Raw genomic sequence first — 18,821 nt, forward strand, 5'->3', positions numbered from 1 at the left:
TCAGCAGGACTGCGGGGTTTCGCCGCGCGCCAGGCGTGCGTTGATGTCGTCGATGACTTCAGGCAGTTCGGCGATGGTGTCGATCAAATAATGCGGGCGCGAAGGTGCGAACATCTTGCCGATCCGCGCACGTTCCTCCGCCAGTCGATCCGACGGCAACGCCTTGTATTGCTCATAGGTCAGGCCCAGTGCGTTGCCTGAGGAGGTCAGCGCCACCGTCCACATGCCGGCGCTGCGACCTTCGAGAATCCCCGGCCAGGTGTCATCGACCTTGACGCACGCCGCCACGTCATCGATGCCCAAAGCAATCACGTTAGCCAGCGCCTGCGCCGGATGCGGCCGGCCATTCGGCACTTCATCGGTGGCGACCACATGATCGGCGACATAGCCGTTTTCCCGCGCGAGTTCGACAACCTTGGCCATCACCACCGCTGGATATCCGGAGCACGAACCGATTTTCAAACCCTTGTCACGCAACGCGGCAATCGCTGCAAGCGCGCCAGGGATCAGCGCCGAATGCAGGGCGATTTTCTCGATCTGCAGTGGCATGAAACGTTCGTAGATCGCCGTGACATCCTCGTCACTCGGCACGCGGTCAAACGCCGCGCGGTAACGTTCGGCAATCTGCGGCAGGTTGCACAGGGTCCGGATGTGATCCCACTTGCCCATGCCCATTGGCCCGCGCGCTTCTTCCAGCGACACGGCGACGCCGAATTCGGCAAAGGCTTCGACGAAAATCTGCGTTGGCGCAAACGAGCCGAAATCGACAACGGTGCCGGCCCAGTCGAGGATCGCGGCTTGCAGGTGAGTCGGTTGTTGGTACTGCATGGTCATTCTCCGTTTTCGGGTAAGCGTGGGCCGTCCCTCGGCAATGAGGTAGGCGGTTCAAGGGTCAATGCTGATCAGGTCAGCGGTGGATTCGAATCAAACAGTTCGGCAATCACTGGCCGGTTCCTGCGGATGCCGAGGCAGCACAGGTGGTATTCGATAGAGAACGGGTGGTCGACAAAGGTGATCGGCGTGGTACCGGGTGTTTCGGCGTACTCGACCGCCGAGACAAACCCGATGCCGATGCCCTTGACGATGGCGTGGACGATGGCTTCGCGGCTGTTCAGTTGCATGACGCAATCGAGTTCGATGTCGAGGCGCTTGCAGCTTTCTTCCACCAGTTGCCGGGTGCGCGCACTTTTCTCGCGCATCACCCATTTTTCGCCGCTGATTTCACTGATGTGAACCTGCGACTGGCTGGCCCAGGGATGGTCATCGCGGACCACGGCGATGATCGGATAACGGTGATACAGCCGCGTGTGGAAGCGTTCATCGAATTCCGACAAGGCCAGAATCGCCACGTCGATATCGAAGTTGAACAGCCGCGCCAGGGTTTCCTTTTCCGAGGAAAACGACGTTTCCAGTTCGATATCCGGATGGCGCTGCATCAGCTCATAGGTCAGGTTCATGGCAATCGGCGGCGACACCGCGCCAAGGCGCAACATGCCGGTCTTGCGTTGTTTGAAGCTCTGCAACAACTGCACGGCTTCATCCTCCTGACCGAACAGGCCTTGGGTGATGGCGTAGAGCTTGTGCCCGGCTGCGCTCATTTCGATGTAGCGTCCGCGGCGATGGAACAACTCGACCGAGAAGGTGTTCTCCAGTGCGTTGACCTGCTCGCTGACGGTCGGCTGACCGACACTGAGGTACTCTGCCGCAAGGGTAAAACTGCCGGTCTTGGCCACTGCATGAAACGAACGCAACCACTTGTGATACTGGTACATGCAAGCCCCGTTAGCGTCGAATGAACAATGCCACTGCTGCGCTGCACAGGCACGCGCTGGTGACCACTATGAAGATGAGAGACGTGTTTGCCGTGGTGTCAAGCAGACGCCCGATCAGTGGCTCGGCCAGCCCGGCGAACAGGTAGGACGAGAAGTTCATGATCCCGGTCGCGGTGCCGGCACGTTTGGCACCGACCAGATCCGGGCAAAGCGCCCAGAAACTCGAGGCCGGGCCGTAGACGAAGAAGCCGCAAAGGAACAGCGCCACCAGGCCGATCACGCTGTGTGGCGGCAGGCTCCACATCCACAGACTGGTCGCAGCCCCCAGCACCATATAGAGCATGATCGCCAGATAACGCTTGGAACCGAACAGCTTGTCCGACACCCAGCCGTTGCTCAGTGCACCGACCGCCATGCCGACGGGGAGGGCGACGGTGATCCATTTCGGATCGACCATGCTGTCGCCGCTTTTCCAGTTGGCGCCGAGAAAGTGCACCGGCACCCAGACGATCAAGCCGTAGCGCGCCGCGTTCTGAAAGCCCAGTGACAGAGCGGCGATCAGCAGCCGGGGATTCCTCAGCACGGCTTTATAGCGTTGTGCCGAGGACTCGGCTTCGCCATGGGCGGCTTCCTGATGTTTGTCGTCAGCGTTGGCCACGCCGGTATCGCCCACCGGTTCGAAGCCCAGATCCTGCGGCCGTTCGCGGGCGACCAGATAGAAAATGATCCCGCCGGCGAGCATCAGCAGCACCGGCAAGCGGAAGATCCAGCGCCATTCCAGTTGCAACACTTCAAGCACGACGATGGAAGTGACGTACGACAGAATCGACGCGCAACCGGCGGCGAAGGTGTAAAAACCATAGACCTTGCCGCGCTCACCCGCCGCCCACCAATTGGCAATCAGCCGACCGCCCGGCGCCCAGCCCAGAGCCTGAAAGTAGCCGTTGACGCCCCACGGCAGAATCAGGCTGGTGAAACCGCCGGCAAAACTGGTCACCCAGTTGGCACCGCAGGACAGCACCGCACCCAGCGTCATGATCCGCCGGCCACCGAATTTGTCGGCGAGGTTGCCGTTGATCGCCTGGCCAATCGCATAAGCCCAAAGCATCGCAGCGGACGCCCAACCGAGGGTTTCCTTGCTCAAGCCGAATTCGGCCTGAATCCCCGGAATGGCAAAACCGAAGGTCTGCCGCCCGGTGTAGAAAAACAGATAACAGAACATCGCCGCCAGCAGCATGCGCCACTGCGCGACCCGGAACGAGGCGGAACGTACGGCGAGACCAGGCATTGTTTGGGCACGATTCATGATCTTTTCCTTATTGTTGTCGGTTCCCGCCGGGTGTCGTCGGCGGGTGCACTCTTTTTCGGTGCGGCAGGAAATCACCGCGGCGTCACGCCGCTGGCGGTGCTTGGGTTACTGGGTTGTCATCAGGCGTCAGGCGGCTTGCGAACCTATGAAGTTCTTGCCGCGCGCGCCCTGCATCGCGAGCTGGATGATGGCGTCGGCGTCCTTGGCCGAGACGCCGTAATCGGCAAATTCGGTCTTCACCCCGAGGCTGTGCAGGAACTCGCGCAACTGCTGCTGGGCTTTACCCAGGTCATCGCCGAATACCCGTTGCAAGGTGCGGTCGCGCGTGGCGTCGTGGCCCCAGGCCAAGCCCAATACCAGCGGCAAGGTGAAGGAGCAGGCGATGCCGTGGGGCAAGCCGTGGCGCAGGGTCATCTCATAGGAAATCGAATGCGCCAGCGCGGTTTTGGTGTTGGAAAACGCCAACCCGGCCTTGAGCGCGGCGAGCGCCATGCGCGTGCGCAACTCTTGGCTCGACAGATCTTTGTGCAAACGCGGCAGGCATTCGAGAATGTCCTCGATCGCGGAGATCGCGAACGTGTCCGAGACCGGGTTGGCGTTGACATTCCAGATCGCTTCCAGCGCATGGGACAACGCATCGAGCCCGGTAGAGACGGTGACGCTGGCCGGCACAGTGAGCATCAGTTGCGGATCGATGATCGCCACCCGAGGCCAGGTGCAATCCAGATGCAGCGAGTATTTCTTCTGGCTGGCGCTGTCCCAGATCGTCGCCCACGGCGTGACTTCGCTGCCGGTGCCGGCGGTGGTCGGTGCGGCGATCAACTGCTTGCAGTGTGCCGGGGTGAACGGTTTGCCGGTCGCCAGCAACGCCAACAGTTCATCGAAATGGCCGGATTCGGTGCCGACGATCAACGCTTTGGCAGTATCGATGGCGCTGCCGCCCCCGACCGCGAGCACCACGTCGCAAGCCCCTGCATGCTGCCAGAAATGCGCGTAAGTGCTGCGCAGATGGGCGACGTCCGGGTTGGGCTGAACGTCTTCGAACACATAGACCAGACGCTCACCGAGCAAGGCTTGCAGGCGATCGACCAGCCCCAGCCCGCGGGCCTCAGGGAAGGTGACGAGGGCCACGGTTTGCTGTTCGGTAATGGCAGCGAGGTCTTGCAGGCTGCCCCAGCCGAAACGGGTATCAACTGGGTTCTGGAAGCGGGCAGTCATGGTGGATCCTTCTTGTTGTTGTCGTGTGGCGCCATACTCAGCGCCCGTCGACAACGGCTCAAATCGATAATTCGCAGGTTTGAATCGGCTCAGCCGATAGCCGCTCGACGTCAGTGTGCCGAACCGCTCTGGATCGCCGCGCGCAGGCGACTGGAGATGGTGTCGGCGACGATCACCATGAAGGTGATGAGGATGATGCAGGTCGCGGTTTCCGGGTATTTGAACAGTTTCAGGCTGCTCACCAGTTCGAATCCCAAGCCGCCGGCGCCGACCATGCCGAGCACGGTGGCCGAGCGCAGATTGACTTCGAAGCGGTACAGAATCACGGCAATCCACGCGGTGATGACCTGCGGCAAAACACCAAACACGATCACCTGCAACGGTCGCGCACCGGTCGCTTGCAGCGCTTCGATCGGGCCTTGGTCGATCTCTTCGATGCTCTCGGCGAAGAACTTGCCGAGCATGCCCAGGCCATGCAGCGCCAGCGCCAACACACCGGGGAATGGGCCGAGTCCAACCGCTGAGACGAAGATCAGGGCGAGGATCAGTTCGTTGGTGCTGCGGGTGAAATTCAGTGCCTGGCGGGTGGCGTGAAACACCCAGCGGTTGCGGCTCAGATTGCGCGCCGCGAGAAACGACATTGGAATCGCTAGTAAGACGCCAAGCAGGGTTCCCCAAATGGCGATCTGCAAAGTCTCCACCGCTGGCGCGACCAGACGCGGCAGGATGCTCAGGTCCGGCGGAAAGGTGCGCGAGAGAAAATCACCAATCTGCGGCAACCCCGCCGCCAGTTCCCCGAGGCTGAGCTGCGCGCCTTGGGCGCTCCAGTTCAGCGTCCACAGCACGATCAGGACGACGGCGCCGGTGGTCAGCCAACTGCGCGGGCCACGGGGACGATCGCCGACCCACTGATAGTTTTGCGGTTGCATGCTCAGGCCCTCGAGGCAGTACGGTAGGAAAGGGTGGGCGTGGGCACGTCAGCAGTGGATTCCGCCGATTGCCCCGGATAGATTCGCGCCAGATCGGCGTCGGTCATGCTCGACGCTTTGCCATCGAACACCAGACTGCCGTGCGCGAGGCCGACCACGCGGTCGCCGAACTCGCGGGCATATTCGACTTGATGCAGATTGCACAGCACGGTGATGCCCAGTTCGCGGGTGGCATCTCTCAGGTATTGCAACACCAGCCGCGCGGTTTTCGGGTCGAGGCTGGCGATCGGTTCATCGGCCAGAATCACCTGCGGCCGTTGCGCCAAGGCGCGGGCAATACCGACGCGCTGCTTCTGCCCGCCGGACAGTGAATCGGTGCGCTCACCGGCCTTGTGCGCCAGTTCGACGCGCTCCAGACATTGCATCGCCAGCGCCACATCGTCACGACGGAACAGTTGCAGAATAGACGCGAGGGTGCCGACGGAACCTAGGCGACCGGTCAGCACATTCTTCAAAACGCTCAAACGTGGCACGACATTGTGGTGCTGGAAGATCATCGCCACTTCACGGCGCAAAACGCTGGTATCAGGGCAGGCGAGGGCATCGATACCGGCCACGGTCAACGTGCCGCTGTCGGCCTGTGCCAAGCGATTGATGCAGCGCAGCAAGGTCGATTTACCAGCGCCGGACTGACCGAGCACCACGACGAACTCACCGGCAGCGACTTCAAGGTCGATGCCACGTAACACTGGGTTGCTGCCGTAGTGTTTGGTCAGTTGGCGGATGCTGATCATTTCATGCTCCGCAAATCGAGATCGAGCACCTTGGCGGTTTCACGCACCACGTCGTAAGAAGCGTCGGTGGTCGGCTGGAAACCATTGAGCACGCCCTGATCACCCCACGGTACGTCTTTGATCGAGGCCAGCGCGTCGGCGACTTTCTTCTTCAGTTCCGGGTCGAGCGCCTTGCGCCAGACCATTGGCGATTCGGGGATCGGTCTGGAACTCCAGACGATTTCGAAGTCATCCTGCTTCACCACGCCTTTGGCCACGGCACTGGCGAAGATGCGGTCAGCCACGGCGGCGGCGTCGACTTTCTTGTTCTCCACCGCGAGGATGCTGGCGTCGTGGGAACCAGAGAAAATCACGCGTTTGAACAAAGTGTCCGGCACAAACCCGGCCTGCTCCAGTCCTGCCTTTGGGAACAAATGACCGGACGCCGAGCTTGGGTCGACGAACGCGAACGTATGGCCCTTGAGGTCGGCCAATGTGTGAATGCCGCTGTCCTTGCGCGCCAGAATCACGCTTTTGTAGGCGCTCTGACCGGTCTTCTTGGTTACCGCTACGGAGAACGCTTCAACGTCCGCCACCGAGGTCGCCAGCACATACGAGAACGGCCCCAGATAAGCCACATCGAGCTTGCCCGAGCGCAGTGCTTCGATGATGCCGTTGTAGTCGGTGGCGACGAAGGGCACCACCGGCATGCCGATTTTGGCTTGCAGATCGTCGAGCACTTGCTTGCTCGATTCGATCATGGCCTGGGAGTCTTCGGAGGGAATCAGGCCAATGGTCAGTTTGTCCTTGGCCCAGACCTGGCCGGTACTCAGGGCAAGTAAGGCCAGGCTGGCGACACGCAGAAACTGTTTGATTGTTTTCATGGCATTCCACGGTGTGGTTGGGAGTTGCCACAGGCTAGGGCTGTCACGTGACAGTCATTCAATCAATTCAATATGCGAAACCGCAGCTAACTATTGATGGAGTCTATGGATGTCCAGCGCCAAACTTCGGGCCTTTCTCGCCGTTGCCCGTCACGGCAGTTTCAGTGCCGGGGCGCGGGCGTCGGGGCTCAGCCAAGCGACATTGACCACGCAGGTGCAGAGCCTTGAGCGTCAGCACAATGTCGAGTTGTTCCATCGCCGTGGGCGGCGCATCGAATTGTCGGATGTGGGGCGGCAACTGCTGCCTATCGCGCAGCGTATCGCCTTGCTGGAGCTGGAGGCGCACAACCTGTTGCGCGACTCCGGGCGGCTCGACAGCGGCCAGCTCAAGGTCGGTGCGGTGGGGCCGTTTCATGTGATCGAAATGGTCGACAGCTATTTGCAACAGCATCCGAATATTGACGTGTCGATCCGCGTGGGTAACTCGGCGCAAGTGTTGTCTGATCTGGAAAACTACGTGACCGACATCGCGGTGCTGGCCGGGCGTCAGGATGATTCGGCGTTGTGTTCGGTGCGTTATGCGCGGCACGCGATCATCTTGTTTGCCCATCATGAGCACCCGTTGGCCAATCGCGGCAGCGTGCGGCTGGAGGAATTGGAAGGGCAGCGTTTGTTGCAACGCGAACCCGGTTCAACTACCCGATTGGTATTGGAGCAGGCATTGAGTGCAGTGCAGGTCAAACCACGCATCGCCATGGAAATCGGCAGTCGCGAGGCGTTGCGTGAGGCGGTGGTGCGCGGGTTGGGCTTGGGTGTGGTGTCGGAAGCGGAGTTCATTGCCGACCCGAACATCCGCACGATCAGAATCGAAGGCGAAGAGCTGTTTACCGAGACCTATCTGTACTGTCTGGCCGAGCGGCGTTCCAGCCGTCTCATCTCATCGTTTTTCGATGCGGCGCTGAGTTGATTTGCAATTCTGCGTAAGGCTTGGCTAATATACGATCCATATACACATCGTATCGGATCCATATATGGGCATCGTAAAAATTTCAGAGGACATGCACGAGAATCTGCGTATCTCCAGCAACGCCCTCAGCCGCTCGATCAACGCGCAGGCCGAGCACTGGATGCGCATCGGCATGCTCGCCGAACTGCACCCCAACCTTGACCACAGCGCCATTTGCCGCTTGCTGATCCGCGCCGAACAGAACGGTGGGCTGGATCTGCAACAACTGACTCAGGAAGCCGTCAGCGCATGAGAAACCAGATCAAGATCAACACCCCGGCCGACATCGCGCAATCGCGCGCTGCCGGCAAACTCGCCGCTGAAGTGCTGGCCATGCTGGTGCCGCACGTCAAGGCTGGCGTCACTACGGATCAGCTCGATCAACTGTGCAACGACTACATCGTCAATGTGCAAAAAGCAGTGCCGGCCAACGTCGGTTATCACGGCTTTCCGAAAACCGTCTGCGCCTCGGTCAACGATGTGGTGTGCCACGGCATTCCGTCGGGCACGCCGCTGAAGGATGGCGATATCGTCAACCTCGACATCGCGGTGATCAAGGATGGCTGGTTCGGTGATACCAGCCGCATGTACGTGGTCGGCGAGGCAACACCTGAAGCGCAGCATCTGATCAGGACCACTTATGACGCCATGTGCGCGGGTATTCGTGTGGTGAAACCAGGTGCGACGCTGGGTGATATCGGCCATGCGATCCAGAGCCTGGCGGAGAAGGAAGGTTTCAGCGTGGTGCGCGAGTATTGCGGGCACGGGATTGGCAAGGTCTATCACGATGAGCCGCAGATTCTGCATTACGGCTTTCCCAATCAAGGGATGAAGCTCAAGGCCGGGATGATTTTTACCGTGGAACCGATGCTTAATGCCGGCAAGCGTCATGTGAAGAACATGCCGGATGGCTGGACGGTGCTGACCAGGGATGGCTCGTTGTCGGCGCAATGGGAGCATATGGTTGCGGTGACGGAGACGGGGTTTGAGATTCTTACGGCGTGGCCGGATGAGATTGAAGGCTACCGGCCCATTACTTGATACCGCGTCGTCTGTTTCCCTCACCCTAACCCTCTCCCAGAGGGAGAGGGGACTGACCGAGGTGGTCTTTCGAGGTACGCCGACTTGAGATACCGAGTCGATCTCGGGTTTGAACGGCACGGAGATTGGCTCCCTCACCCTAGCCCTCTCCCGGAGGGAGAGGGGACTGACCGAGTTGTTTGGACGAGGTACGCCGACTTGGGATACCGAGTCGAACTGGGGTTTTGAACAGCATGAAGATCGGCTCCCTTTCCCCCTCGCCCCCACTGGGGGAGAGGGCTGGGGTGAGGGGGTAAATCTCACAGACAAAACGCTATCAGTGAGAACCAGCAGCCTTGTTCAGATCGCTTTCAGTCCATTCGGTATACACGCAAGCATCAGCCGTAGCCCAGCGCACCTGCACCGGATCCCCGGCCTTGAGCGGCATGCCGGCGGCGGACAACGCTTTCACCGTCATCGAAGTCCCGCCCGAAGTGACCACGCTGCAAGTCTGGCTCTCACCCAGAAACAGCACTTCCACAACCTTCGCTGAAACCTCATTCCACCCCGACGGCAACGGTTCGCTGATCGCTTGCGCCACGCTCAACGCCAGTGCCTTTTCCGGCCGCACCATCAGCAGCACATCCTGATCGGTGTGCAACCCAGCGGTCAGTCGAATCGACAATGACTGTCCTTCAAACGAAGCCGCCGCATTGCCCTGCGCCTTGAGCTTGAGGAAATTCGAGTTACCCAGGAACGACGCGACAAACGCATTCGGCGGATTCTGATAAAGGTCATAACCGCTGCCCAATCCAACAATCTTGCCATGGCTGAAAATCGCGATGCGCTGCGACAAGCGCATGGCTTCTTCCTGGTCGTGGGTCACGTAAACGATGGTGATGCCCAGACGGCGATGCAATTGGCGCAATTCATCCTGCAGATCCTCGCGCAGCTTTTTATCCAGCGCACCGAGCGGTTCGTCCATCAGCAAAATGCGTGGTTCGTAGACCAAGGCGCGGGCGATGGCGACACGTTGTTGCTGGCCGCCAGACAGTTGCGAAGGGCGGCGATGGGCGAACTGTTCCAGTTGCACCAGTTTCAGCATCGCATCGACGCGCTTTTCACGTTCGGCGGCCGCGAGTTTGCGAATCGCCAAAGGAAAGGCAATGTTGTCGCGCACCGACAAATGCGGGAACAGCGAATAGCGTTGAAACACCATGCCGATGTCACGCTTGTGCGGCGGCACGTTCACCAATGATTCACCGTTGACAAGAATCTCGCCGTTGCTCGGCGTTTCAAACCCGGCGAGCATCGACAGCGTGGTGCTTTTACCCGAGCCGCTGGAACCAAGAAAGGTGAGGAATTCACCGTCCTTGATGTCCAGCGAGATGTTGTCGACGGCAGCAAAGTCGCCGTAGTGCTTGTTCAGGTTGCGCAGGCTGACCAGGGGTTTGTCATTCTGCTGGGAGGCGTCTTTGATCACGGCACTCATGTCGTACTCCTGGCGCTCAGGCGCTGATTTCGTTGCGCCGGCGCAGCGCGGCGGCGATGACCATGACCAACACCGACAAGCCGATCAGCAACGTCGAAGCGACGGCGATCACTGGCGTCAGGTCCTGGCGCAGGGTGGTCCACATTTTTACGGGAAGGGTTTGCAGGGTCGGGCTGGCCATCATCACGCTGAGCACCACTTCGTCCCACGAAACGAGGAAGGCGAAGAGGGCGCCGGCGACCATGCCCGGACGAATCGCCGGGAACGTCACTTTGAACACCGCTTGCAGGCGCGAGGCACCGCAGATCACCGCCGCGTCTTCGATCGACTGATCGAACAGCTTCAGCGAGTTGATGATCGAGATGATGGTGAACGGCAACGCGACGATCACATGGCTGACGACAAACGCGAACATCGTCCCGGTGTAACCGAGCTTGAGGAACAGCGCATACACCGCGACAGCGATGATCACCAACGGCACAATCATCGGCAGGGTGAACAGACCGTAGAGCATTTCCCGGCCAGGAAAACGTCCGCGCACCAGCGCAAACGCAGTCGGCAAACCGAGGGCCACGGCGAAGATTGTCGTCAGCACGGCGACCTTGAGGCTGGCAGCCGCAGCGTTCATCCAGTCAGGGTTGGAGAAGAACTGGCCGTACCATTTCAACGTCCAGCCCGGCGGTGGAAACACCAGCCACTGGGATGAGCCGAACGACAGCAGCACGATGAACACGATCGGCAACAACAGGAACAGACCGATCAGCCCGGTGGTGGCGTAGAGGCCGAAGCGCATGCGCCGGCTCATCGCATTGGGGGTCAGGAGCATGTCGGCTTACCTCGCGTTACTGGCGCCAACCGGGGATTCCGGCTGAAGCTTCAGGTAGAAGTAGAACAGCACCAAAGTGATCGCGATCAGCAACGCGGCGCCGGCACTGGCCAGGCCCCAGTTGAGGAACGATTGCACCTGCTGAATGATGAACTCCGGCAGCATCATGTTCTGCGCCCCGCCGAGCAGCGCCGGGGTGACGTAGTAACCGAGCGACATGACGAACACCATCAAGCCACCGGAGGCCAGACCCGGCCGGCACAGCGGCAGGAACACCCGGAAGAAGTTGGTCCACGGACTCGCGCCGCAGATCGAGCCGGCCTGCAGAATCATCGGGTCGATGGCCTGCATGGTCGCCTGCAACGGCAGGACGATGAACGGAATCATGATGTAGCTCATGCCGATCACCACGCCGGTCAGGTTGTGGACCATCTCCAGCGGCTGATCGATGATGCCCATCGCCATCAAGGCCTTGTTGATCACACCGGATGCTTGCAGCAGCACCAGCCATGAATAGGTGCGGGCGAGCAGGCTGGTCCACATCGACAGCAGCACGATGTTGAGAATCCAGCGACCCCAGCCACGCGGCACCAGAGTGATCGCCCAGGCCAGCGGAAAGCCCAGCAGCAGGCTGAACAGGGTCACCAGCCCTGCCACCGAAAAGGTATTGAGCAGCACCCGGGCATACGCCGAGTTGGCGAACAGTTGTTCATAGTTGCCAAGACCCGGTGTTGGTTCGAGCACGCCGCGCAACAGCAGGCCAATCAACGGCGCGAGAAAGAACAGGCCGATGAACAGCAGCGCTGGCGCGAGGTTGCCGGCGCCGCGCCAGCGTTGTCTGAGGGTCGGGGCTTGCTGCATCGCAACCGCCTGTGTTCCGTGGGCCGAACCGGCAGCGCCATTGGCGCTCCCGGTGGCAGTGGAGGGACGGGACGCGGTGGCCGCCATTTTCATTTGACCAGCCATTCGTTCCACCGTGTCGCGATGGACTGGCCGTTTTTGGCCCAGTACGCGAAATCAAGAGTGATCTGATCCTTAGCGTAGGCAGTCGGCAGGTTGGGGGCCAGCGTCGAATCCAGACGCTCCACACTGTCGAGGTTGACCGGGGCGTAGGCGGTCAGGTTGGAGAAGTCGGCCTGGCCTTTGGCGCTGCTGGCGCTGGCCAGAAACTTCATCGCCGCGTCCTTGTTTTTCGAGCCTTTCGGGATGACCAGTATGTCGGCCATGACCAGGTTCTGTTTCCAGCTCACGCCGACCGGTGCGCCGTCTTCTTGCAGGGCGTGAATGCGACCGTTCCAGAACTGGCCCATGCTCGCTTCACCGGACGCCAGCAGTTGCTGCGACTGCGCGCCGCCGCCCCACCAGACGATGTCTTTCTTGATGGTGTCGAGTTTCTTGAAGGCGCGATCCAGGTCCAGCGGGTAGAGCTTGTCAGCCGCTACGCCGTCGGCCAGCAGCGCCAGTTCGAGCACACCGGGGCTAGGCCATTTATAAAGCGCGCGTTTGCCAGGGTAGGTCTTGGTGTCGAACAGGGCGCTCCAGTCCTGCGGCTTGTTGGCGCCGAGTTTGCCCTCGTTGTAACCGAGGACGAAGGAGAAGAAGAATGAGCCGACGCCATAATCGCTGACGAAACGCGGGTCGATCTTGTCGCGTTGAATGACTTTGAAATCGAGGGGCTCGAGCAGGCCTTCAGCGGCGGCGCGCAGGGCGAAATCGGCTTCGACATCGACCACGTCCCACTGCACGTTGCCGCTCTCGACCATGGCTTTGAGTTTGCCGTAGTCGGTCGGGCCGTCCTGCACGACGGTGATGCCGCTGGCCTTGCTGAACGGATCGGCCCAGGCCTGTTTCTGCGCATCCTGGGTGCTTCCGCCCCAGCTGACGAAGTTCACGCTGTCGGCAGCCATTGCAGCCTGGCCGGTGACGCTGAGCAGTCCCGCAAAAAAGATCGCGGTTGCAGCTTTGTTCAACACCATGTTCACGCCCTCATTGTTGTGTTTTTGAGCGGGCTTGCGTTGTTGCCCGCCTGTCGGGAGCAGTAGCCGGACGGTTCGTTGGAGTGGTCCGGTCTATGGAATATCATATTATGGTATTCCAAACTTTGTGCAAGCACTTTGCCTTACCGGTTATCTGGCGGCTGATGGTTTTTCACTTGAGAGATGTGGAGAAATTTTAGATCCAGCCCCTCACCCCAGCCCTCTCCCAGTGGGAGAGGGGGAAAGGGAGCAGATCTTCATGCTGTTCAAAACTCGAGTTCGACTCGGTATTTCAGGTCGGCGTATAGCGGGCAAACACCGCGGTCGGCTCCCTCTCCCTCGGGGAGAGGGCTGGGGTGAGGGCAGCTTTATTCGGTGAAGGGAATGCTCTCGACTACTTCGAGGTCATAGCCAGTCAAGCCGGCATATTTAAGGGGAGGCCCAAGATGCCGCAGCTTGCCCACCCCAAGATTCTGCAGAATCTGCGCCCCAGTCCCCACCTCCGAATAAATCCGCGATTGCGAGCGGCTGAACTGTCTGGGCGGCTGAGTCAACTGCGGCACGCGCTCCAGCAACGCCTGCGAAGACTCATGATTAGCCAGCACCACCACAACCCCATGCCCCTCCGCCGCGACCCGTTGCAGCGCCGCCCACAACGTCCAGTTGGTCGGCCCGCTGTACTCGGCGCCGACCAGATCCCGCAGCGGATCGATCACATGCACACGCACCAGCGTCGGTTCTTCACGGCGCAAATCCCCCATGACCATCGCCATGTGCACGCCGCCCTCGATGCGATCCTCAAAGGTGATCAAACGGAAGGTGCCATGCACCGTCGGCAGTTCGCGCTCGCCAATCCGTTCGATGGTGTGCTCGGTGCTCAGGCGATAGTGGATCAGGTCGGCGATGGTGCCGATCTTGATCCCGTGCTTGCGCGCGAACACTTCCAGATCCGGGCGACGGGCCATGGTGCCGTCATCGTTCATCACCTCGACGATCACCGAGGCCGGGGTAAAACCGGCGAGTCGCGCCAGATCGCAACCCGCTTCGGTATGCCCGGCGCGGGTCAGCACGCCACCTTCCTTGGCGCGCAGCGGGAAGATGTGGCCCGGCTGCACCAGATCTTCAGCGCGAGCATTCGGCGCGACAGCGGCGGCAACGGTGCAGGCGCGATCCGCTGCCGAAATACCGGTGGTCACGCCGACCGCCGCTTCAATCGACACGGTAAACGCGGTGCTGAACACGCTGCCATTGGCCGGCACCATTTGCTCAAGGCCCAAACGCTGGCAATGCTCGTCGGTCAGTGTCAGGCAAATCAGCCCGCGTGCTTCACGGGCCATGAAGCTGATCGCTTCTGGCGTGCAACGGTCGGCGGCCAGCAACAGGTCGCCTTCATTTTCGCGGTCTTCGTCATCGACCAGCAAAACCATTTTGCCGAGACGATAATCTTCGATGATTTCTTCGATGCTGTTGAAGGCCATGCTGGACTCTCAGGGTTCGTTGGAAATATATTGGTATACCATAATACAAAATCAACAAAGAGGTCACTATGAAGGCGTACTGGATTGCTCATGTGGATATAGCCGATGCCGATCACTACAGCCAATACACCCAGCGCGCGCCGGCAGCCTTCGCTGCGTTCGGCGCGAAGTTTCTGGCCAGAGGCGGGCGCAGCGAGGCGATGGAAGGGCGCAAGACGCCGCAGCGCAGCGTGGTGATTGAGTTTGAGAGCTACGAAAAAGCCGTGGCGTGCTACCACTCGGCGGCGTACCAGGAAGCGAAAAGTTATCGCGAGGAATGGGCGAGGGCGGAGATCATCATCGTTGAAGGCGTGCCATTAACTTAGGCAACACCACCGCTCCCACATCTATGGTTACCCCCTTTTCTGCAATACTGTTTTTTGATGTCGTGTTTGGCTTGCTTTCATCTATCCGGCGTCTGAGTGGGGGTGCAACCCCGCGCCTCGATGAGAATCGATGCCCAACGATCCTGATTAGTTGAGCGGCCTTTCAGCCGTGTGGGAGCCCAGGGTTGTCGTCAGGCCGGTTGGCCGTTTACGTCATCAGTTATCCAGCATCGCAAAACCAGGTGGGTGGTGCTCGGGTGACAGCGGAGTCAAGCGTTCATCGCGCTTGGCCCCGCATCGAATTCAGTGTGGTGAGCCGCAATTGCCCAAGCGATCCTCGCAAACTTGTTGGCCAGCGCGCAGACCACGTGATTGGAGTGATGGTGGGTTGCAATCAAATGGCGGACCCATTCCGCCAGCACGCCTTTTTGTCGATCCAGGTGCATTAAATAAACCCGGGCGCACTGGATCAGCAGGCGTCTCTGGTTTCTGTCGCCACGCTTGCTGATGCCTAAAAGCACAGTTTTTCCGCCCGTTGAATGCTGTTTGGGTACTAGGCCGATCGACGCTGAATAGCCGCGGCCACATTTGAACTGCTTGCCATCACCCAGCTCGGCAGCCAAGGCGCTGGAGGTGATCGGCCCGACACACGGAATTGTCATCAAACGAGCAGCCAGATCATCTTCAGCGGCTTGGCATTCCAGCTCCTTGTCCAAGGATCTGATCTGTTCGTGCAAGTAGTCAAAGTGGTCATGCATGCGTTTCAGCAGCTTTCTGATCGGATCGGGAAGTGAACTCGCCTCAAGCTGCGCTGTAAGCTCGTTGATCGACTTGAACCCAGCAGGCAAGCTGATTCCGAACTCCAGAAGCGCTGCGTGAATCCGATTGACTGTCGCGGTACGGTCTTTGATGAACGAATCACGCGTCGAATTGAGCATGGCCAGCGCCTGTTGAGCCTGTGTTTTAACAGGCACGAAACGCATCGTTGGCCGGGTTGCGGCCTCGCAGATCGCCTCGGCATCGGCGAAATCATTTTTGTTGCTTTTGACATAAGGACGCACCAAGTGCGGCGCAATCAACTTTGCGGTGTGCCCAAACTTTGCAGCTTGCTGCGCCATAAAGTGAGCGCCACCACAGGCTTCCATTACAACCGTGCAAGGCTCGAGATTGGCTAAGTGCTGGACAAGTGCCGCTCGAGTGAGTTTTTTGCGGTAGAGCTCATGACCCCGGTCATCTTGAGTGTGCAGATGAAAGGATTTTTTACCCAGGTCGATGGCGGCAATAGCTACTTTGTTCATGACAATGGTCTCCGGTGGGCCCCTGCAAAAGCTTAGTGAGCTATCGCAGGGGCGGCGGGGGTAACCATTTCATTAGGAGATGGGCAATCTTCAGCGGATAAAGTGGATCTTCCCGCTGTCGTCATTACCCATGTAAATCCCATACACCCCAGCCTGGCGCTCTTCGATATAGCGCTCGAGAATCTGCCGGATCGCCGGGTAATAGATCTGCTCCCACGGAATGTCCTCAGGGGCGAAGAACTTGTAATCCATGGTCTCCGGGCCGTACTGCCCGGTGATCTCCAGCGCAATCGCGCGGAAGATGATGTACACCTCGCTGATCTTCGGCACGCTGAAAATCGAATACGGCGAGACGATTTCCGCGCGTACGCCGCTTTCTTCCCAGACTTCGCGGACCGCCGCTTGCTCGGTGGTCTCGCCGCTCTCCATGAAACCAGCGGGCAGCGTCCAGGTGCCTGGGCGCGGAGGAATCGCCCGCTGGCACAAGAGGTATTTGCCGTCCTGCTCGATGATGCAGCCGGCGATGATCTTCGGATTGACGTAATGGATGTAGCCGCAGCCACGGCACATCAGGCGCTCGTGCGTATCGCCCACTGGTACCTGCTGACCGAGGTCAGGGCCACCGCATTTCGGGCAATAGCTCGGGCTGAACATATCAGTGACCTATACGCGGTTCTTTCAGCGCGATGGGCAGGGTCATGGCCGGGGTTGCGCCGGTCTCTTCCTGCTTGCGCTTGAGATAGTCGAGCGCTACCGCAGCGGCAGCGCGAACGTGATCGACACAGGCCTGATGCGCCACCAGCGGATCGCCGCTCTTGATCGCTTCGACCATTTTTTCCATTTCCTGATTACTCGCGCCGCGACGGTTCTCCTGGGAGACCGAGGTCGCGCGCAGGTAGCTGATGCGTGCCTGCAACTGACGCAACTGAGTCGCCGCCACATGGTTGCCCGAGCCTTCGAGCAGCACATCGTAGAAGCCTTGCACTGAGTCGATCACCTGCTGCAACTCGCCGTCCTTGAGCGCCTTGCGGTTTTCGTCGAGGGCCTTTTCCAGGGCTTTGATGTCCTTGGCCTTGGCACGCAGAGTGAACAGCTGGACGATCAGACCCTCAAGCACGCAGCGCAATTCGTAGATATCGACGGCATCGGCAAGGGTGATGATCGCCACGCGCGGGCCTTTGGCATCGGCGAACTCGACCAGGCCTTCGGATTCCAGGTGACGCAAGGCTTCACGCACCGACGTACGGCTTACACCGAGGCGATCGCACAGATCGCGCTCGACCAGACGATCACCGGGCATGAGCTGGAAATTCATGATCGCGCTACGCAGTTTATCCAGCACGATTTCGCGCAGGGTAACGGGGTTGCGATTGACCTTGAAGCTGTCGTCGAGTGGCTGGCGTTTCATGGGGTCCGCTCTTTAAGTTGGCTGTCCATGCCAGACGGGCATCTAAACAGCCGAGGGGTTAACTGGAGGCCTCGGCGTCGGCTTCGGCAAAGGCTTCACGGGCCAGCCGGAAACTGTCCACGGCTGCCGGAACGCCGCAATAAATGCCGACCTGAAGCAGAATTTCGCGTATTTGCTCACGACTCAGGCCGTTACGCAAGGCGCCGCGCACATGCAGCTTGAGTTCATGCGGACGGTTGAGCGCCGAGATCATCGCCAGGTTGATCATGCTGCGCTCCTTGAGCGACAAACCTTCGCGGCCCCAGACGTGGCCCCAGCAGTATTCGGTGACCATTTCCTGCAGCGGGCGGGTGAAGTCGTCGGCGTTCTCTATCGAACGCTGCACGTAGGCTTCGCCCAGTACCTGAGTGCGGATCTTCAGGCCTTTTTCGTACTTTTCGTTACTCATCATTCCTCCTCACTCCACTATCCCCTGTGGGAGCGAGCTTGCTCGCGAAAGCGTCACTAGGTTCAACATTGATGTCGAGTGACACTACGCCTTCGCGAGCAAGCTCGCTCCCACAGGGTTTCGCGTTGTCGCCTCAGGCCAGGTTCGGCAACGGCCCGAGCTTGCCCTTGTGATAAATCATCGGCGTCACCGGTTGCTCGGGCAGGATCAGGTTCTTCACCGCGCCAACGATGATCGCGTGATCACCACCATCGTATTCACGCCACAACTCGCACTCGATGATCGCCGTGGCCTTGGCCAGAATAGGGTTACCGAGTTCGCTGAGATGCCACTCGATGTCCTTGGCCTTGTCCTTGCCTTTACCGGCAAAGGCGTAGGCCTCAGCCGTCTGGTCAGCCGACAGCAAATGAATTGCGAATTTCTTGCTGTCACGCAACACCGGATACGTGTCGGAAGCATAGTTGGGACAGAACAGCACCAGCGCCGGGTCAATCGACAGCGCGCTGAAAGCGCTGGCGGTGATGCCGACAATTCCGCCATCCGGGTCGAGGGTGGTGACCACCGTGACGCCGGACGGGAACGAGCTCATGACGTCTTTGTAAATGCCGGGTTCGATCAT

General features: G+C 59.8%; 21 protein-coding genes. 4 read left to right on the forward strand and 17 right to left on the reverse strand.

Going from position 1 to position 18,821, the window contains the following annotated elements; translation table 11 throughout:
- The 7 genes from phnX to phnD form a co-directional block, all read right to left on the reverse strand.
- The gene (gene phnX, locus ACZ0A4_RS06885) at window positions 1-828 is read right to left on the reverse strand and encodes a phosphonoacetaldehyde hydrolase (protein ID WP_463573734.1); all 828 of its coding nucleotides are present in this window, start codon (window positions 826-828) and stop codon (window positions 1-3) included.
- A 74-nt stretch (window positions 829-902) separates the two neighbouring features.
- Window positions 903-1,772 (reverse strand): LysR substrate-binding domain-containing protein, encoded by an 870-nt coding sequence (locus ACZ0A4_RS06890; protein WP_463573735.1) that lies wholly within the window; start codon window positions 1,770-1,772, stop codon window positions 903-905.
- Window positions 1,773-1,782: 10 nt separating this feature from the next.
- Window positions 1,783-3,078, reverse strand: a complete 1,296-nt coding sequence (locus ACZ0A4_RS06895; protein ID WP_463573736.1) for an MFS transporter — start codon at window positions 3,076-3,078, stop codon at window positions 1,783-1,785.
- A gap of 129 nt (window positions 3,079-3,207) precedes the next feature.
- Entirely contained in the window at window positions 3,208-4,299 is a 1,092-nt protein-coding gene (psrA, locus tag ACZ0A4_RS06900; RefSeq protein ID WP_463573738.1) for an iron-containing alcohol dehydrogenase PsrA, read from the reverse strand.
- 110 nt (window positions 4,300-4,409) lie between these two features.
- Window positions 4,410-5,228, reverse strand: coding sequence for a phosphonate ABC transporter, permease protein PhnE (phnE, locus tag ACZ0A4_RS06905; RefSeq protein WP_463573740.1), 819 nt, complete (start codon window positions 5,226-5,228; stop codon window positions 4,410-4,412).
- A 2-nt stretch (window positions 5,229-5,230) separates the two neighbouring features.
- A complete protein-coding gene (gene phnC, locus ACZ0A4_RS06910) occupies window positions 5,231-6,022 on the reverse strand; it encodes a phosphonate ABC transporter ATP-binding protein (protein WP_397481775.1) in 792 nt (263 codons plus the stop codon).
- The gene (gene phnD / locus ACZ0A4_RS06915) at window positions 6,019-6,885 is read right to left on the reverse strand and encodes a phosphonate ABC transporter substrate-binding protein (protein WP_463573742.1); all 867 of its coding nucleotides are present in this window, start codon (window positions 6,883-6,885) and stop codon (window positions 6,019-6,021) included. The genes phnC and phnD overlap by 4 nt, the downstream gene beginning before the upstream one ends.
- A 109-nt stretch (window positions 6,886-6,994) precedes the next feature.
- Here phnD and ACZ0A4_RS06920 point away from each other — a divergent pair, with 109 nt between their 5' ends.
- The 3 genes from ACZ0A4_RS06920 (at window position 6,995) to map (ending at window position 8,932) form a co-directional block, all read left to right on the forward strand.
- On the forward strand, window positions 6,995-7,852 hold the full coding sequence (locus tag ACZ0A4_RS06920) for a LysR substrate-binding domain-containing protein (RefSeq protein ID WP_463573744.1): 858 nt from the start codon (window positions 6,995-6,997) through the stop codon (window positions 7,850-7,852).
- A 64-nt stretch (window positions 7,853-7,916) separates the two neighbouring features.
- Window positions 7,917-8,144 (forward strand): ParD-like family protein, encoded by a 228-nt coding sequence (locus tag ACZ0A4_RS06925; protein ID WP_007918027.1) that lies wholly within the window; start codon window positions 7,917-7,919, stop codon window positions 8,142-8,144.
- A complete protein-coding gene (map, locus tag ACZ0A4_RS06930; RefSeq protein ID WP_463573745.1) occupies window positions 8,141-8,932 on the forward strand; it encodes a type I methionyl aminopeptidase in 792 nt (263 codons plus the stop codon). The genes ACZ0A4_RS06925 and map overlap by 4 nt, the downstream gene beginning before the upstream one ends.
- Window positions 8,933-9,248: 316 nt before the next feature.
- Here map and ACZ0A4_RS06935 read toward each other — a convergent pair whose 3' ends face one another.
- The 5 genes from ACZ0A4_RS06935 to ribBA all read right to left on the reverse strand — a co-directional run bounded on the left by ACZ0A4_RS06935 (window position 9,249) and on the right by ribBA (window position 14,683).
- On the reverse strand, window positions 9,249-10,403 hold the full coding sequence (locus ACZ0A4_RS06935; protein WP_463573747.1) for an ABC transporter ATP-binding protein: 1,155 nt from the start codon (window positions 10,401-10,403) through the stop codon (window positions 9,249-9,251).
- Window positions 10,404-10,419: 16 nt separating this feature from the next.
- Entirely contained in the window at window positions 10,420-11,229 is an 810-nt protein-coding gene (locus tag ACZ0A4_RS06940) for an ABC transporter permease (RefSeq protein WP_122594265.1), read from the reverse strand.
- Window positions 11,230-11,235: 6 nt separating this feature from the next.
- Window positions 11,236-12,183, reverse strand: a complete 948-nt coding sequence (locus ACZ0A4_RS06945) for an ABC transporter permease (RefSeq protein ID WP_463577500.1) — start codon at window positions 12,181-12,183, stop codon at window positions 11,236-11,238.
- The gene (locus tag ACZ0A4_RS06950; protein WP_463573749.1) at window positions 12,180-13,205 is read right to left on the reverse strand and encodes an ABC transporter substrate-binding protein; all 1,026 of its coding nucleotides are present in this window, start codon (window positions 13,203-13,205) and stop codon (window positions 12,180-12,182) included. The genes ACZ0A4_RS06945 and ACZ0A4_RS06950 overlap by 4 nt, the downstream gene beginning before the upstream one ends.
- A 368-nt stretch (window positions 13,206-13,573) precedes the next feature.
- Window positions 13,574-14,683, reverse strand: coding sequence for a bifunctional 3,4-dihydroxy-2-butanone-4-phosphate synthase/GTP cyclohydrolase II (gene ribBA, locus ACZ0A4_RS06955; protein ID WP_095050094.1), 1,110 nt, complete (start codon window positions 14,681-14,683; stop codon window positions 13,574-13,576).
- Between the two features lie 68 nt (window positions 14,684-14,751).
- Between ribBA and ACZ0A4_RS06960 the strand changes: the two genes are divergently transcribed.
- On the forward strand, window positions 14,752-15,048 hold the full coding sequence (locus ACZ0A4_RS06960) for a DUF1330 domain-containing protein (RefSeq protein ID WP_463573750.1): 297 nt from the start codon (window positions 14,752-14,754) through the stop codon (window positions 15,046-15,048).
- A 269-nt stretch (window positions 15,049-15,317) separates the two neighbouring features.
- Here ACZ0A4_RS06960 and ACZ0A4_RS06965 read toward each other — a convergent pair whose 3' ends face one another.
- The 5 genes from ACZ0A4_RS06965 to ACZ0A4_RS06985 form a co-directional block, all read right to left on the reverse strand.
- Window positions 15,318-16,346, reverse strand: coding sequence for an IS110 family RNA-guided transposase (locus tag ACZ0A4_RS06965; RefSeq protein WP_463573752.1), 1,029 nt, complete (start codon window positions 16,344-16,346; stop codon window positions 15,318-15,320).
- A gap of 90 nt (window positions 16,347-16,436) precedes the next feature.
- Entirely contained in the window at window positions 16,437-17,000 is a 564-nt protein-coding gene (locus ACZ0A4_RS06970) for an NUDIX hydrolase (RefSeq protein ID WP_463573753.1), read from the reverse strand.
- Window position 17,001: 1 nt separating this feature from the next.
- On the reverse strand, window positions 17,002-17,754 hold the full coding sequence (locus tag ACZ0A4_RS06975) for a GntR family transcriptional regulator (RefSeq protein ID WP_007918001.1): 753 nt from the start codon (window positions 17,752-17,754) through the stop codon (window positions 17,002-17,004).
- Window positions 17,755-17,812: 58 nt separating this feature from the next.
- On the reverse strand, window positions 17,813-18,202 hold the full coding sequence (locus tag ACZ0A4_RS06980; RefSeq protein WP_007968634.1) for a carboxymuconolactone decarboxylase family protein: 390 nt from the start codon (window positions 18,200-18,202) through the stop codon (window positions 17,813-17,815).
- Window positions 18,203-18,335: 133 nt separating this feature from the next.
- A complete protein-coding gene (locus tag ACZ0A4_RS06985; protein ID WP_463573754.1) occupies window positions 18,336-18,821 on the reverse strand; it encodes a flavin reductase family protein in 486 nt (161 codons plus the stop codon).

The sequence above is a fragment of the Pseudomonas sp. AC172 genome, assembly GCF_979258595.1.

Bases quoted from the DNA above. Each gene is read 5' to 3' on its own strand.
- ribBA (WP_095050094.1), bottom strand. From the start codon at position 14,683: ATGGCCTTCAACAGCATCGAAGAAATCATCGAAGATTATCGTCTCGGC.
- ACZ0A4_RS06960 (WP_463573750.1), top strand. From the start codon at position 14,752: ATGAAGGCGTACTGGATTGCTCATGTGGATATAGCCGATGCCGATCAC.
- ACZ0A4_RS06950 (WP_463573749.1), bottom strand. From the start codon at position 13,205: ATGGTGTTGAACAAAGCTGCAACCGCGATCTTTTTTGCGGGACTGCTC.
- phnE (WP_463573740.1), bottom strand. From the start codon at position 5,228: ATGCAACCGCAAAACTATCAGTGGGTCGGCGATCGTCCCCGTGGCCCG.
- ACZ0A4_RS06890 (WP_463573735.1), bottom strand. From the start codon at position 1,772: ATGTACCAGTATCACAAGTGGTTGCGTTCGTTTCATGCAGTGGCCAAG.
- ACZ0A4_RS06965 (WP_463573752.1), bottom strand. From the start codon at position 16,346: ATGAACAAAGTAGCTATTGCCGCCATCGACCTGGGTAAAAAATCCTTT.
- ACZ0A4_RS06970 (WP_463573753.1), bottom strand. From the start codon at position 17,000: ATGTTCAGCCCGAGCTATTGCCCGAAATGCGGTGGCCCTGACCTCGGT.
- ACZ0A4_RS06920 (WP_463573744.1), top strand. From the start codon at position 6,995: ATGTCCAGCGCCAAACTTCGGGCCTTTCTCGCCGTTGCCCGTCACGGC.
- ACZ0A4_RS06985 (WP_463573754.1), bottom strand. From the start codon at position 18,821: ATGATCGAACCCGGCATTTACAAAGACGTCATGAGCTCGTTCCCGTCC.
- ACZ0A4_RS06940 (WP_122594265.1), bottom strand. From the start codon at position 11,229: ATGCTCCTGACCCCCAATGCGATGAGCCGGCGCATGCGCTTCGGCCTC.
- phnD (WP_463573742.1), bottom strand. From the start codon at position 6,885: ATGAAAACAATCAAACAGTTTCTGCGTGTCGCCAGCCTGGCCTTACTT.
- ACZ0A4_RS06935 (WP_463573747.1), bottom strand. From the start codon at position 10,403: ATGAGTGCCGTGATCAAAGACGCCTCCCAGCAGAATGACAAACCCCTG.
- ACZ0A4_RS06895 (WP_463573736.1), bottom strand. From the start codon at position 3,078: ATGAATCGTGCCCAAACAATGCCTGGTCTCGCCGTACGTTCCGCCTCG.
- psrA (WP_463573738.1), bottom strand. From the start codon at position 4,299: ATGACTGCCCGCTTCCAGAACCCAGTTGATACCCGTTTCGGCTGGGGC.
- map (WP_463573745.1), top strand. From the start codon at position 8,141: ATGAGAAACCAGATCAAGATCAACACCCCGGCCGACATCGCGCAATCG.
- ACZ0A4_RS06925 (WP_007918027.1), top strand. From the start codon at position 7,917: ATGGGCATCGTAAAAATTTCAGAGGACATGCACGAGAATCTGCGTATC.
- ACZ0A4_RS06975 (WP_007918001.1), bottom strand. From the start codon at position 17,754: ATGAAACGCCAGCCACTCGACGACAGCTTCAAGGTCAATCGCAACCCC.
- ACZ0A4_RS06980 (WP_007968634.1), bottom strand. From the start codon at position 18,202: ATGAGTAACGAAAAGTACGAAAAAGGCCTGAAGATCCGCACTCAGGTA.
- ACZ0A4_RS06945 (WP_463577500.1), bottom strand. From the start codon at position 12,183: ATGAAAATGGCGGCCACCGCGTCCCGTCCCTCCACTGCCACCGGGAGC.
- phnC (WP_397481775.1), bottom strand. From the start codon at position 6,022: ATGATCAGCATCCGCCAACTGACCAAACACTACGGCAGCAACCCAGTG.
- phnX (WP_463573734.1), bottom strand. From the start codon at position 828: ATGCAGTACCAACAACCGACTCACCTGCAAGCCGCGATCCTCGACTGG.